Here is a 13,351-nt window from a genome sequence, read left to right as displayed (position 1 = left end):
AGTCAGGTCAGTCGACGGCCTCGTCGGAAGGCATGCCGTGGCCGCTGATTTCGCGCCCCGCGCCATCGCTGAAACGAAGGTTCCAGAAGGTCGCGGTGAGTGACAGGCCCGTGACGATCCAGAAAGCGGTGGAAAAATCGGCGGGCGCGGGTGCGGCATGGCCACGGGCCAGCATCGCACCATGCAGAGCCAGAGCGCCTATGCATATGCCCAGCGAAAGCATCAGTTGCTGGAGCGTGGAATAGAAAGCGGTGGCGCTGCTCATCTGCCGCTTGTCGATGCCGTCATAGGCGATCGTGTTATAGGCGGTGAACTGGAAGGACATGAAGAAGCCCGCGAAAACCAGAACGCCGAAAATGCCCCAGAGCGGCCAGGCCGGCCCGAAGAAACCGCAGACGGCATAGCCGGCCGCCGCCAGCACGCCATTTACGATCAGCGCCCGCCGGAACCCGAAGCGACGCAGGATGCGCGGCGCGAACGCCTTCATTGCGAGAGATCCGATCGCGGTGGCCACCGTGATCGATCCGCTACGCGCCGCCGAAAAGCCGAAGCCGATCTGCATCATCAGCGGCAGCAGGAAGGGCTGCGCGCCCTGCGTGATGCGCATGATCGATCCCGCGATCACGGACAGGCGAAAGGTCTCGTCCCGCAGCAGCCCCAGATCGAGGATCGCATTCTTGCGCCGCCACGCCCCCGCCACATAGCGCGCGCCCGCGACAAGGCCGATCGCCACCAGCAGGAGGGCCGCCCGTCCCTCCCCCGGATGGCTCAGCATCTCGAAGCCGAACAGGAGGCTGCCGAGCGATATGCCGCTCAGGAAAAAGCCCCTGACATCGAAGCTCGGCGGATGATCCTCGCGGAAATTGGCGATGAACCGCCCCACCAGCCAGAAGCCGAGCAGCCCCACCGGCAGGTTGATGTAGAAGATCCAGCGCCAATCGAGATAGGTGACGATGAAGCCCCCGAGAGGCGGCCCCAGGATCGGCCCGATCAGCGCCGGCACCAGCAGCCAGGACATGGCATCGACCATATCCTTCTTCGCGACCGAGCGGAGCAGCACGAGCCTGCCGACGGGGATCATCATCGCGCCGCCAATGCCCTGCACAAACCGCGCGACGACGATGATCTCAAGAGTGGGCGCCTGCCCGCAGGCAAGGCTGCCGACCATGAACAGCAGGATGGCCGCCCGAAATATCACGCGCGATCCATATCGATCCGCCAGCACGCCGGAGGCCGGGATGAAGATCGCCAGCGCCAGAAGATAGGATGTCAACGCGATGCTCATCGTCGGCGCCGGCACGCCGAAATCGCGCGCCATCGTCGGCAATGCGGTCGCCAGGACGGTCGCGTCCACGAATTCCATGAACAGGGCGCTGGCGATGATGAGCGCGACGATGCGATAATTCTGGCCGGAGCCGGCAGGCCCCACGTCGCGCGTTTTGGCCAGCGCGCCTGCGGCGGGCACGATCCCGTCGCGAACCTCCGCATTGACCGAAGCGAGCCCCCGCCGGCGCGGCCTCAACATACGAAATCCGCTCGAAAAGGGCGAATGGAGGGGAAGGCGGGAAGGGAAAGCGGCATCAACACGACGGATCCGGCGTGGACGCGTCGGCAGCCTACATCAAGAAATAACCGACATTGCAGGCACAAGGCGCGCTTTCGCTTCCCCGTGCGCCCGGGCGACGCCGGCCTTTCCGCCCCACGCTCAATGCCCAGTACTCAGCGTTCTGTGTTCAGTGATCGCTGGGACTGTGTACACCGATTCCGGTTTCGGACCGGAGCCGCTGCTGCGGATAGCCCGCCTTGTCCACCGCCGCGCGCGGGGAACGATCGAGCACCGATATCAGCCAGATCGAGAAAAACGCGATCGGGACCGAAAAGAGGGCCGGCGAACTGTAGGGGAAGATCGCGCTCTCGAAGTGGAATATCGCGACCCAGATCACCGGTGACAGCACGGTCAGCACGAATGCGCTCAGCAGGCCGATCGCCCCGCCCCATGCCGCGCCTCTCGTCGTGCATCCCTTCCAGAGCAGCGACATCACCAGCACGGGAAAGTTGCCCGAGGCGGCCAGCGCGAAGGCCAGGCTCACCATGAAGGCCACATTCTGCTTTTCGAATACGATGCCCAGAATGATCGCGGCGATGCCGAGCAGGATCGTCGTCACGCGCGACACGCGCAATTCCTTCACCGGATCCGCATGCCCCTTGCGGATCACGCTCGCATAGATGTCGTGCGAGATGGCCGAGGCGGCCGAAAGCGTGAGCCCCGCCACCACCGCGAGGATCGTGGCGAAAGCCACCGCCGAGATGAAGCCGAGGAACAGGTTTCCGCCGATGGCGTGGGCCAGGTGCATCACCGCCATGTTGTTGCCGCCGCGCAGCGCGCCGCCGGCATCCACATAGCCGGGATCGAACGAGATCAGCACGATCGCGCCGAAGCCGAGCAGGAAGGTGAGCGCGTAGAAATAGCCGATCCAGACCGTCGCCCACAGGATCGACTTGCGCGCCTCGCGGGCATCGGGAACGGTGAAGAAACGCATCAGGATATGCGGCAGGCCGGCCGTGCCCAGCATCAGCGCGAAGCCGAAGGAAAGCGCCGAGACGGGATCCTTGATGAAGCCGCCCGGCCCCATGATCGCGCGGCCCTTGGCGGCGGCCTCCTCGGCCGAAAGGCCATGGCCCAGCGCCAGCTTCGTCTTCACCTCCACGGCGCGCGCGAAAAGCGCCTCGAACGAAAAGCCCACATGCGCCATCACGCCCAGCACCAGGAAGCTGGCGCCGCAGAGCAGCATAACGGCCTTGATGATCTGCACCCACGATGTCGCGCGCATGCCGCCGAACAGCACATAGACCATCATCAGGCCGCCAACGACGACGATCGCATAGAGATAGGGCAGCCCGAACAGGAGCTGGATGAGCTGGCCCGCCCCCACCATCTGCGCGATGAGATAGAAGGATACCACGAGCAATGTGCTCATCGCGGAAAAGCTGCGAACCGGCGCCTGGAGAAAGCGATAGGAAGCGACGTCGGCGAAAGTGAAGCGGCCGAGGTTGCGCAGCTTCTCCGCGATCAGGAACAGCACGATCGGCCAGCCGACGAGGAAGCCGATCGCGTAGATCAGGCCATCATAGCCATCGTTGAAGATCTGCGAGGTGATGCCGAGGAACGAGGCGGCCGAACAATAATCGCCCGCCATGGCGAGCCCGTTCTGAAAGCCGGTGATGCCGCCACCCGTATAGAAATCGGATACGGTGCGCGTGCGCCGCGCGGCGATGCCCGTGATCCACAGCGTGATCGCCACGAAGCCCGCGAACATCGTGATCGCGGTCCAGTTTGTGGGCTGCCGCGCGATCGGGCCGTCGACGGCGAGATCCGCCGCCATCGCCATCGTCGCCCAGCCCGCCAGAGCCAGCAGGGCAGCGCCACGGATCACGGGCCGGATCATGCCGCATTCTCCGCCAGCAGCGCCGCCAGCCGCGCATCATAGCTGCTGTTCGCACGACGCACATAGACGGCGCAGATCGCGATCGTGCCCAGCAGCATCGCGGCGCCCAGCACCACGGCGAGGCTGGTCACGCCATCGCCGATCGGGCGAGCCATCAGGGGCTTGTCGAAGGCGATCAGCGAGATGAAGCCGCCATAGACCAGCACGGTGATGGCCGTCAGCAGCCAGGAAAAACGCTGCCGATCCCGCACGAGCGCACGATAACGCGGATCGCTGGAGATGCGCGCTTCGAGCGCGTCGTCGGTGCCGGAAGGGATAGACATTCCCCTTCTTCGGCGCAGACGGTGGCGATGGCAATAAGGTCCGGACGCGACATATTCCGACCGCCCGCGCCTCTTTGGCCGACCATCAGGCCCATGGCCGGAAATTGCGCGAAAAAGAGCCGCGGAGGCGTCGAGACCGCGACGGGCTTATCCCTTGGGCGTCACCCATACCGACACGGGAACCACCACCTTGCCCGGCGCGGGCTTGCCGATTTCCACGCGATCGGCCTTCACCAGCTCGCCACTTTCCAGTGTGAAGGAGATCCAGGGCTTGGGCATCCGGCCGAAGCTGATCTTCTGGATCGGCTGGCCGGTGGTGGAGTTCATGACGGTGGCAATAACAGGCATTGCGCGCCGATAGCCGTGCGCCCGATCGCCTGTCCACCCGCGACACGCGCCACGCTCTTCCCGGCCGGATCGGCCGAAAATGCGAGTCGTTTGCCTCCTAACGAATCACAGAATTCGCCATGCACCTCGCAGCGAGCTTGTCAGATCACCACCAAATCGATCGATGAACAAAAATTCAGTTTTGGGCATATCGCGACGACAGGCACGTCGGCGCAAATGAACGTCACATAAATATCGATGCGCTTCTGGATGAATTCGCGCGACGAAACGAGACTAGGGCAGCCCCCCCCTCGTTTCAACCTCTTGACAAGCAAACTCTTGGGAACGTTGCGCCGCAGCAACACGCCTGATGACGTTTATGTGACATTCATATTGCGGCGCGCAATGGCGCCGCCCCGCGTTCCGGTAATGCATTCAAATCCACCGAAACGCGGCTGAAGGAGTGAAAAATGCGCACTATTCTCATCGCCGCAGCGGCGCTCGCAGTCGCCGCCCCCGCGTTCGCACAGGACGCCGCGCCGTTCACCGGTGCACGCGTCGGGGCGACGCTCGGCTATGACAAGACCCATGGTCAGGATGGCTTCGCCTATGGCGGCGCGATCGGCTATGATCTGGCAGTGACCCCGAAGATCACGCTGGGCGCCGAAACGACGCTCGAGGATTCGACCACGAAGTTCGGTGGCGTCCATGCTTCGCGCGATCTCGCGATCTCGGCTCGGGCCGGCTATGTGCTGACGCCGCAGATCCTGGCCTTCGCGAAGGTCGGCTATGACACGACCCGCGTCGAAGTGGCCGGTGCCGGCCACACCAACCTCGAGGGCGTCCGTTATGGCGGCGGCCTGGAATATGCGGTGACGCCGCACACCTACATTTCGGCCGAATATCGTCGGACGGAATATGAGGACAGCTTCGGTGGCCGCGATGCGGGCATCGTGGGCTTCGGCTACCGCTTCTGAGCCATGGTCGGGCGACGGCGCCTGCGCCGTCGCCCTCCGCATCCGTCATGCCGGCTCGCGCCGGCATGACGCGTGGCGGCGGAATGCACCAACCGGGGCAGCCCTCCGCCGAATGAGCGACGGTGACGCTTCGGCTCGACCCCGGCGCTCCTGGCCTTTTCGCCCGTCGAGCTTCGCCTTCCTCACGGCAGCGGCACCAGCCGAACGAGGCTGCCGGGAGTTGAGGATGTCAGATCGACGCCGGTGCCCGGCCCCGTCGCCGTCTGAAGCAAAAGATAGAGCAATCCGTCCGGTCCGGTGGCGATCGCGCGGACCCGGCCGAAGCGGCTGAAGATCTCTTCCTGCTCCATCACAGCCCGACCGCGCACGGCGAGCCTGCGCAGTTGCTGCCCGGCCAGCCCCGCGACGAACAGATTCCCCGTCCAGCCCGGATAGCGCGTGCCCCGATAGAAATGGATGCCGCTCGGCGCGATCGTCGGCGTGTAATAGGCGATCGGCTGATCCATGCCCGGCGCCTCGCGCTTCACGATGCCCGGCTGCATCCCCATCGAGACGACCCCCCAGCCGTAATTGTGGCCCTTTTCGATGATGTTGATCTCGTCGCCGCCGGCGGGGCCATGCTCGGATTCCCACAGCAGCCCCGTGGCCGGATCGAAGGCCAGCCCCTCCGGATTGCGATGGCCATAGCTCCAGATCGAAGGCACCGCGCCCGGCACATGCACGAAGGGATTGTCCCCCGGCACGGATCCATCCTCATTCACGCGATGGATCTTGCCCAGCGGCGTATCCAGCCGCTGGGCATTGGCCATGTCGCCCCTGTCCCCCAGCGAGAAGAACAGATGCCCCTTCCCGTCGAACAGGAAGCGCGTGCCGTAATGCGATCCGCTGGCCGTATATAGAGCGGTCGGCGCGCGGAATATCTCGCGGTCGGTCACCCATTCGTTGCGCGCGTTGATCCGCCCCCGGATCAGCACCGTCATCGAGGGCGGGCTCCCGGGATGCTCGCCCGGCAGAGGCGGCCTCGCCTCCTCTCTGGTCAGCACATGCCCCGGCGCCATCTCCACATAGGAAAGATAGATGAGGCCGTTGCGCGCAAAGCGCGGGTGGATGGCCACATCCAGCATGCCGGCATCCTGCCGCTCCCACACCTTCGGCAGGTTCCGCACCGGTTCGGGCAGCAGCTTGCCACGCCTGTCGATGATGCGCAGCCGGCCGGGCCGCTCCGTGACGAGCAGCCTCCCGTCCGGCAGGAAGGCGAGGCCCCACGGCGTTTCCAGCGCATCGGTGACGACATCGATCCTGAAGGCCTGCCGCCGGCTGTGAATCACCTGCCCGGCCGGGTCCGCGCGTGGCGCGGGCGCCTGCCCGATCTCGGTGGTGTGCCGCCGGAGATAGGCGATGATCCCGTCGATCTGGCTGCCGCTATAGGCATTGCCGAACGCCGGCATTTCGGTGCCCGTCACACCCGCTGCGATCCGGTCGTGCAACTGCTGGTCGCTGCGGGCGCCGAGCAGCCTCGCGTCGAACAGGCTGGGGCCCCTGCCGCCCGAAAGATCGGTGCCATGGCAGCCGGCACAGACCGAAGCAAACGTCCGCTCGCCAAAGCCCGCAAGATCGGCGACATCGCCGGGCGGCATCCCGTTCCGCTGGGCGCGAACGTCAGCGAGGAGCCCTGCGGCACCAGCCGCGAACAATGCCGCCAGAACGATCGCACGGCCAGCGCGCATCCTCACCTGTCACCCGATTTCTTGTCGTTGCCGCAACTGTATTCAGTCTATGGAGCGTGTCAACGATCGCTCGGACTCCGCCGCTCGTGAGCTCGCTCCGGTCATCACCACATTCGATTTTAGTTAATTAATTACAGATATATAGTTCGGGATCGGTCGCACCCTGCACATGAGGCAACGACATTCCGATTGACCAGAAATGTATACAAATTAGGCTGGCACGGGTTCGCGAGCAGCGGGCCTGTCGGAGAGGATGTGCGGGCGGCGTTGGCATGATAGGCCTTTCCGCGCGCGCTCACGCCGCTATCACGCGATCCGACGGGATGATGGACGGGACGCCATTTCGATGAAACACTTCACCCTTCGCCTTGCGGCCGCGCTGGCCGTCGGCCTCGCCCCGCTCCCCGCCCCGGCGGCCAGCCCCGATCAGCTCCGCATCATCCCGATTGACGTGGAAGGCGGCGCGGCGACCCTTTTCGTGACGCCGCAGGGACATTCGCTGCTGATCGACACGGGCTTCCCCGCCGGCCTCGGCGGCGGCAAGCCCGGCCCCGCCGCCGGCGGGGTCGCGCCGCCACCGACCAGCACGAGCGCCCAGCGGATCGTGGCCGCGGCCAAAGCGGCCGGCCTCTCGCGCATCGATCATGTCCTGATCAGCCATTATCATCTGGATCATATCGGCGGCCTGCGGGAGCTTGTCGGTGCCTTTCCGGTGGGTGCCTTCATCGATCACGGACCGAACCGGGAAATGCTGCCCGAAGCCGCCCCCGAACGCGCGCGCACCTATGCGCCGGAAACGAAATATCGCGATTATCTCGCCGCGATCGGAAACAGGCCCCGTCGCGTGATGAAGCCGGGCGACACGCTGAAGATGGACGACATGCTGATCACCGCCGTGAACAGCGATGGGCAGATCCCGGCACGCCCCATATTCGGCAAGGGCGCGCCCGGCGCGGGCTGCGCGCGCCCCAATCCGCCCGGCGTGCCCGATATCGGCGGCGAGGAAAATCCGCGCTCGCTCGGCATCGTCGCCAGTTGGGGCAAGGCCCGCATCCTCTCGCTGGGCGACACGACCTGGGAAATGGAGAACAAGCTGGTCTGCCCGCGCAACCTGATCGGCCCTGTCGACATGATGATGGCCAATAATCATGGCTCGGCCAACAGCGGCAATCCGAACCTGCTCAATACGGTGAAGCCCACCGTATTCGTCTTCAACAACGGCCCCACCAAGGGAGCCGACGAGGCGACGCTGGCCAATGTTGCCGCCGCACCATTCGTGAAGGGGATGTGGCAACTGCATTTCGCCACGCGCAGCCCCGCAAGCAACGCACCCGCCGATCAGATCGCCAATCTCGATGGGCCGGACAGCATCTATCCGCTCCAGATCGTGGCCAGCAAGGATGGCACCATCGCCGTCACCAATCCCCGTACCGGTGCCACCATCACCTACCGGCAGAGCCCGCGCCACTGATCCGCGATTCACGAGACGATATGATGCCGACAGATCCCGCCCCCGCCCCCCTCGTCGCCGCGCTCCGAACCATCGTTGGGCCGGCCCATGTTCTGACGGGTGAGGCGGAAACGCGCCGCTTCCGCAGCGGCTATCGCTATGGCGAGGGGCCGGTGATCGCAGTGGTGCGCCCCGGCTCGCTGGTGGAGCAGTGGCGGATCGTGCGGGCCTGCGTCGCCGCGGACGTCTCGATCATCCTCCAGGCCTCCAACACCGGGCTCACCGGCGGCTCCACGCCCGATGGCGCCGGCTATCCGGGCGGCGTGGTGCTCATCAGCACGACGCGCATCGCCGGCGTCCATGTGATCGACGGGGGCCAACAGGTGGTGTGCCTGCCCGGCGCCACGCTCTACGAACTGGAGCGCACGCTGAAGCCCTATGAGCGCGAGCCCCATTCGGTGATCGGCTCCTCCTGCATCGGCGCCTCCGTGCTGGGAGGGGTCTGCAACAATTCGGGTGGCTCGCTGGTCCAGCGCGGGCCGGCTTTCACCCAGCTTGCCCTCTATGCCGCGATCCGGCCGGACGGCGGCGTGGACCTCGTCAACCATCTGGGCATCGCCATAAACGGCACGCCCGAAGAGGTGCTCGCCCATGTCGAGCGCGGCGGCTTCGACCCCGCCGCGATCGCGCATGATCCGGAGCGCTGGGCGCATGACCGCGCCTATGCCGATCATGTTCGGCAGGTGGATGCGGATACACCCGCGCGCTTCAACGCCGATCCGCGCTGCCTGTTCGAGGGTTCGGGCAGCGCGGGCAAGCTCGTGCTGTTCGCCGTACGGCTCGATACCTTCCCGCGCGAGACGGGGGTGGCCACCTTCTACATCGGCACCAACGATCCGATGCAGCTCACGCGCCTGCGCCGCGAAATATTGGGCAGTTTCGAAAGCCTGCCGATCGCCGGCGAATATATTCACCGCACCGCCTTCGATATCGCCGCCATCTACGGCAAGGATACGTTCCTCGCGATCCAGCGGCTTGGCACGGATCGCCTGCCAGGTCTGTTCGCGCTCAAGGCGAAGGTCGATACGCTGGTCGGCAGGCTCCGCATCTTCGGAGATCACGTCAGCGATCATGTGATGCAGTTCGCGAGCAGGCTCTTCCCGCACCATCTTCCCCGGCGCATGCGGGATTATCGCGATCGCTTCGAACATCATCTGATGCTGAAGATGCCGGCCGCCGCGATCGAGCAGACGCGCGCCCTGCTCGGGCAGGTCTTTTCCTCCGGCGAGGGCGCCTTTTTCGAATGCACCGGCGAGGAGGCGACCAAGGCCTTTCTCCACCGCTTCGCCGCCGCCGGCGCCGCGATCCGCTATCGCGAGATCCACCGGCAGGAGGTGGAGGATATCGTCGCGCTGGATATCGCCCTGCCCCGCAACGAACGCGACTGGATGGAAATTCTGCCGCCCGAAATCGAGGGGCACATCATCCACAAGCTCTATTATGGCCACTTCTTCTGCCACGTCTTCCATCAGGATTATATCGTGCGGAAGGGCGTGGATCCGATCGCGCTGGAACATCGGATGTGGCACCTGCTGGACGATCGCGGCGCCGAATATCCCGCCGAGCATAATGTGGGCCATCTCTACAAGGCGAAGCCGGCGCTCGCGGATTTCTATCGCGGCCTCGATCCGCGCAACCAGCTCAATCCCGGGATCGGCCAGACCACCAAACAGCGCTTCTGGGGCGAAAAAGCAGGCTGACCCTAATTACCGGGTTCCGGCACGGGCCGGCACCCGGGCTGCCTGCTCCATGCATCGATGATCCGGGATTGCGGCCTCCGGTACGCCCAGCTGCCCTGCCGCGATCAAAAAAAGGCCCGGCATCCTTGGATGCCGGGCCGATTCCGAGGCCTGGATTCGGGGAGGGGAGCCTCAGAATTTGAAGCGTGCGCCAACCACGAAATAGGCGCCGATCACGTCATAGAAGGATTGGAAGCTCGGATAGAATTCGGTCGGCTGGGCATTGTTCTGCGGCGCGAACACGAACTTGTCGGTCAGGTTCGTGCCGGTCGCGAAAGCCGTGATCTGATGCCCGCTGATATTGAAATCATAGGAGATGTTCGCATTCAGATAGGCGACCGCCGGAATGCGGTTGTTGGTCACGAACACGGTCGGTTGCTTGGTGTAGTGCATCACGCCGATGAAGCGGACGTCGAAACCGAAGCTCAGCGGGCCTTCCGTGAACTGGGTGGATGCCGTGAACTTGTGACGCGGAACACCGCTGCCGCCGCCCGCCGCCGTTCCGTCCAGCCTGAGCGGCGTGGCGGTGGCGGAGGAAAGGCTGATCAGGCGGGGCGTGTAATTGCCGATCAGGCGCAGATCGAGGCGCGAAGGCTCGTCCGAGAAGATCCGGCCGAGCGGCATCCGATAGTTGATCTCATAATCGAAGCCATAGGTCTTGAGTGACGCCTGGTTGAACGGAACCTGCGAGATGCTCGTCGGGAAGTTCGCCGCCGTGCGATTCGAGAAGGGGAATGGACGCAGGACATATTGGCACAAAGTATCGGAGCCGCCGCTATCCTCGCACCGCTGGTTGAGATCCGTCGTGCTGAGCGTGGTGATCTTGTCCTTGATCTTGATGTGATAATAATCGAGCGAAACGCTGAAGCCCGGAATGAAGCTGGGCTGGAACACCGCACCCAGCGTGATCGTGTCGCCCTTTTCGGGCTTCAGGTTCGAATTGCCCTGCTGCAGCGTGATGATGTTCGTGTTCACGCCGGTGTGCACGTCCGTGAAGGTGCCGCGCGTGGAGGAAACGCCCGCGAAGAGTTCGTTCAGGGTTGGTGCCCGGATGTCTCGGGAAATCGTGCCGCGGAAGCGAAGCGTTTCCACGGGCGTCCAGCTGACGCCCCCCTTCCAGGCCCAGATGCCGCCGGACACGCTATAATCGGTGTAGCGGGCGGCGCCGTTCAGATCGAGCGCCTGGAAGAAGGGCGTGTCACGCAGGATCGGAATGGCGATTTCGCCATAGCCTTCCTTCACATTCTGCGTGCCGTAGGACGGCCCCTGGTTTGTGGAATTATAGGTGAGATTATAGGTGCCGACATAGGCGCGCAGCCCGGTCAGGTCGATCGGCCTGGACGGATCGGTATTGCTCGTCATGTTGAGATACTGGTGCCGATATTCGGCGCCCAGCGCGATATTGACCGGCCCTGCGGGGAGATCGAACAGCGCGCCGGAAATATTCGCCGCGAAATCGGACTGGCGCGATCGCACCCGGAATTTCGAATCCTCCTCGAAATAGGCGTAGGAAGCCTTGGAGGGTGATCCGTTGCCGAACGGATTCCACGGAATACATCCCGGATAGAGGCCGGGATTGGTGATCGTCGTGCGGCAGACGATCGCGCCGCTGGCGGGATCGCGCACCGCATCCAGCGCGGCATACCAGCGTGCCTGCTGGAAATTGCCCGAATGGCGCGCCTTCAGCAGGGAATCGCCATAGGATCCGGTCACGTTCCAGTTGAAGTTGGCCAGTTTGCCCTTGAGGCCGCCCAAGATCGTGAGCGCACTATTGTCCTGATAGGCGCGCTTGGGCGTCTGATCGGCCTCGACCCGGCTGGCGACGAAGCTGTTCACGCCCTGCGCGATCATCGCATCGCGCACGCCGGTCGGCAGGAAGGCATTGTCCTGGAAGATGCGGATCGAGTTAAACTGCGTGCCCGCCGCCACCGTCACGAATTCGGTATGGCCTTCCGTATAGCTGCCCTGGAGGAAGCCCGTGATATCGCCGCCGAAATCATAATCGGCGCGCGCGAAGCCCTGTTTGGTCCGCAGCTTGCTGGTGAGCGTCGTGCCGAACGTGACCGCCGTATCGGCGCCGCCGACGTTGAAGTTCGGCGTGCCAGTGCGCGTGCCGAGATCGGCCGCGTGATAGGCGCCGCCGGGCTCGAACGTGTAATTGACCAGCGAGAAGGGCACCGTGGCGTCCGCCGCGTTGCGCCCCTGGTTGATCAGCAGGCCATATGTGCCGTTGGCCAGCCGCACGTTGAAAGTGGGCGTATAGGGATTTTGCTGCGTGCCCGCCGCGCAGCCGGTGGTGGCGGCACAGCCATTCGCCACCGTATTGGTGCCCGTGCCGGGCGCATAGGCACCCACATTCACCCAGCCACCGGTATAATTACCGCCATAAGGCCGCTCGCCATTATTCGCGATGCCGGGCTGGAAGAAGTAATCGAAGCTGGCTTCCAGGTGCAGGCGATTGTCGAGGAAGCTCTTGCCGCCGGCCAGGCTGGCCTTCACCTGATGATTGTCCCAGCGACTGGATTTGCCATACTGGACCGATCCCTTGAGGCCCTCGAACTTGGTATCGAGGACGAAATTGACCACGCCGGCCACCGCATCCGAACCATAAGCGGCCGAAGCGCCGCCGGTGACCACGTCCACGCGCTGGATCAAGGCCTGAGGAATGATGTTCGCGTCGGTCGTGCCGACATAGGAGGTCGGCGGCAGGCGCTGGCCATCCAGCAGCAGCAGCGTCTCGATCTCGCCCAGCGCGCGCAGATTGAGATAATTGCCCGCGCGGGTCTCGCGCGCCTGGCTCGACGTGACGTTCGCGCCGGACGACTGGAAGAATTGCGGCATCGTCGCAAGGCCGGCCGCAAGGCTTTCCGGTGCCTTCTTCAGAAGCTCTACCGTGCTGACCACGGTCACCGGAGTCGGCGCCTGATAGCCGTTGGCGACGATGCGCGATCCGGTCACGAGAATTTCGCCCACCTCATTCACCTGGCTCGGCGTCAGCGTGGCGGGCGGCGTCGCTGCGGAAGCCGTGGGCGTCACGTCCTGGCCGGACATGGGCGCGGTGGCGGCACCGCTGCTCGGCGCGGCGGTGGCGGCGGAGGTGGTCGCCGCCGGGCCAGCCGGAATCGCGACGGTCTGGCCATAAGCGCCGCCCGTCACGAGACCCGCAGTGCCGAGCAGAAGCGCACGACGAGCGACCTGTATCGTTTTCATGATGGCATCCCCGTTCCCTGCGGCTGGGCCGCTTCTCTTATGGAATGAATACTGTATTCAGCTTTTGCCCGCGTCAAGCAGGATAATTCATC

9 protein-coding genes are annotated in these 13,351 nt (G+C 64.5%); 3 read left to right on the top strand and 6 right to left on the bottom strand.

All coding sequences use genetic code 11. The features are described 5' to 3' along the window. Nucleotides 1-7: 7 nt before the first annotated feature. The 4 genes from DI605_RS17845 to DI605_RS17830 all read right to left on the bottom strand — a co-directional run bounded on the left by DI605_RS17845 (nt 8) and on the right by DI605_RS17830 (nt 4,117). Nucleotides 8-1,525 carry an MDR family MFS transporter gene (locus tag DI605_RS17845; RefSeq protein ID WP_293976555.1) on the bottom strand — a complete coding sequence of 506 codons (1,518 nt, stop codon included), beginning with the start codon at nt 1,523-1,525 and terminating at the stop codon, nt 8-10. Nucleotides 1,526-1,733: 208 nt separating this feature from the next. Further along, nucleotides 1,734-3,446 (bottom strand): cation acetate symporter, encoded by a 1,713-nt coding sequence (locus DI605_RS17840; RefSeq protein WP_293976553.1) that lies wholly within the window; start codon nt 3,444-3,446, stop codon nt 1,734-1,736. Then, complete coding sequence (locus DI605_RS17835) at nt 3,443-3,769, bottom strand: DUF485 domain-containing protein (protein WP_293976551.1); 327 nt, start codon at nt 3,767-3,769, stop codon at nt 3,443-3,445. The genes DI605_RS17840 and DI605_RS17835 overlap by 4 nt, the downstream gene beginning before the upstream one ends. A gap of 147 nt (nt 3,770-3,916) precedes the next feature. Next, nucleotides 3,917-4,117, bottom strand: a complete 201-nt coding sequence (locus DI605_RS17830) for a hypothetical protein (protein ID WP_293976549.1) — start codon at nt 4,115-4,117, stop codon at nt 3,917-3,919. Nucleotides 4,118-4,566: 449 nt separating this feature from the next. Between DI605_RS17830 and DI605_RS17825 the strand changes: the two genes are divergently transcribed. Beyond that, nucleotides 4,567-5,073, top strand: coding sequence for an outer membrane beta-barrel protein (locus tag DI605_RS17825; protein WP_293976547.1), 507 nt, complete (start codon nt 4,567-4,569; stop codon nt 5,071-5,073). A 182-nt stretch (nt 5,074-5,255) separates the two neighbouring features. Here the strand turns inward: DI605_RS17825 and DI605_RS17820 are convergent, their stop codons facing one another. Then, nucleotides 5,256-6,800, bottom strand: a complete 1,545-nt coding sequence (locus DI605_RS17820) for a PQQ-dependent sugar dehydrogenase (protein WP_293976545.1) — start codon at nt 6,798-6,800, stop codon at nt 5,256-5,258. 346 nt (nt 6,801-7,146) lie between these two features. Here DI605_RS17820 and DI605_RS17815 point away from each other — a divergent pair, with 346 nt between their 5' ends. Together DI605_RS17815 and dld are read left to right on the top strand one after the other, a co-directional pair. Beyond that, entirely contained in the window at nt 7,147-8,271 is a 1,125-nt protein-coding gene (locus tag DI605_RS17815) for an MBL fold metallo-hydrolase (protein ID WP_293976543.1), read from the top strand. A gap of 23 nt (nt 8,272-8,294) precedes the next feature. Further along, nucleotides 8,295-10,010: a D-lactate dehydrogenase gene (dld, locus tag DI605_RS17810; protein ID WP_293976541.1), complete on the top strand. Its 1,716-nt coding sequence runs from the start codon at nt 8,295-8,297 to the stop codon at nt 10,008-10,010. A 171-nt stretch (nt 10,011-10,181) separates the two neighbouring features. Here the strand turns inward: dld and DI605_RS17805 are convergent, their stop codons facing one another. Then, nucleotides 10,182-13,259: a TonB-dependent siderophore receptor gene (locus tag DI605_RS17805; RefSeq protein ID WP_293976539.1), complete on the bottom strand. Its 3,078-nt coding sequence runs from the start codon at nt 13,257-13,259 to the stop codon at nt 10,182-10,184. Between the last annotated feature and the right edge of the window lie 92 nt (nt 13,260-13,351).

The organism is Sphingomonas sp. (assembly GCF_003248515.1).
Taxonomy (GTDB): Bacteria; Pseudomonadota; Alphaproteobacteria; order Sphingomonadales; family Sphingomonadaceae; genus Sphingomonas_I.
Note: the sequence above shows the minus strand (reverse complement) of the source record. Positions and strands in the feature narration are given on the sequence as shown.